The sequence below is a fragment of the Kitasatospora sp. NPDC002543 genome (genome assembly GCF_053594915.1).
This window is the reverse complement of record NZ_JBSFWR010000242.1, coordinates 1-1,322: the sequence shown is the minus strand read 5'-3', so window position 1 is coordinate 1,322 and position 1,322 is coordinate 1. Positions and strand designations below refer to the sequence as shown.

The window sequence follows — 1,322 nt, the reverse complement described above, 5'->3', positions numbered from 1 at the left end:
GTTTCCTGCGCCGGCCCCTCCGGCGGCGGGTCAGGGTCCCGGGGTAGCGCTGGATTGATCCATGGCCGGCAGTCGGCCGAGAGGTAGTTGTCGAGGGCAGGCCGGCAGGGTGGGTGAAGGAGTTGACAGGTAGGTCTCCGATGAAGTCACCGGGGGCGCCGTCGTTGCGGCGGGACATCACTCGGGCAGCCCGTATGGGGTCGTGAACTGTTCGGGATTGAATCAACTCGGGTGTGTATTACAGCCTTTGAGTGGGTGTTATGGTCTCCGTGTGAACCTCAAGGAGTGGGCGGTGGCGAACGGTGTGCATCCGCATACCGCGTATCGCTGGTTCCGTGAGGGCACGTTGCCGGTACCTGCTCAGCGGGTCGGTCCGCGCACGATCCTGGTGAACATCGAGGCGAACTCCTCACCGTCCGTGACGGGCGGCCTGGGCCTGTATGCCCGTGTCTGTTCGCATGACCAGAAGAGTGATCTGGAACGGCAGTTGGCGCGCCTGGTCGTCTGGGCGGCCAGCACCGGTCACCGGGCGGTGCGTGTGGAGTCCGAGATCGGGTCGGGCATGAACGGTGGCAGGTCCAAGGCGAAGCGCCTTCTGGCCGACCCGGATGTGACCACGGTCGTGGTCGAGCACAAAGACCGCCTGGGCCGGATGAACGTGGAACTCGTCGAGGCCGCATTATCCGCGACGGGCCGCCGTCTGGTGGTCCTGGACGAGGGTGAGGTGGAAGACGATCTGGTGCGGGACATGGTGGAGGTACTGACCTCGTTCTGCGCCCGCCTGTACGGTCGCCGCTCGGCGAAGAACCGGGCCCGCAAGGCTCTTGAGGCGGCTGCCGCCGATGACTGAGCCGAAAAAGAAGCAGCTCCGTACCATCGATGCGCCGTTCGTCGCCCTCGGGCCGTCCGGTGTCGCGATACGCGACCGTCTCAAGCACCTCACGCCCGAGGATGAAAAGGTGTTGCGCCTGGTCGGCGAACACCTCGGACACCTGGCGTCCCGCGACCTCAAGGCCCGCTGCCGGGACGCGGGTGACCATTCCACCGATACGTGGGCGGCGCGGAAACGGGACCTGACGGGCGCCTCGTCCTCGCGGTGGGCCGGAGCGATCACGAAGGCCACGCACGATCAGTGGGCGCTGTCCCGTCGCTGCCAGCTCGCCCACATCCAGGGCCTTGAGGCCGGTGTGCGCATGCTGATGCACCGCCTGTCCCAGCCGGTCGGTGAGAAGGGCACCAAGCGTGCTGCGGGCGGCTACCGCTCGAAGGGCGAGTGGTTCCACAAATCGCGCCGCCTGGCGATTCTGGAACACCGCCTCGAC

Annotated in this window: 1 protein-coding gene and 1 pseudogene; both read left to right on the top strand. The window is 66.6% G+C overall.

Going from position 1 to position 1,322, the window contains the following annotated elements:
• The first annotated feature begins 271 nt into the window (after positions 1-271).
• Complete coding sequence (locus ACWD4P_RS38270) at positions 272-850, top strand: IS607 family transposase (RefSeq protein WP_449782829.1); 579 nt, start codon at positions 272-274, stop codon at positions 848-850.
• Positions 843-1,322 (top strand): annotated as a pseudogene (locus ACWD4P_RS38265) (IS200/IS605 family accessory protein TnpB-related protein); the annotation flags it as partial. The gene ACWD4P_RS38270 and the pseudogene ACWD4P_RS38265, both read left to right, overlap by 8 nt.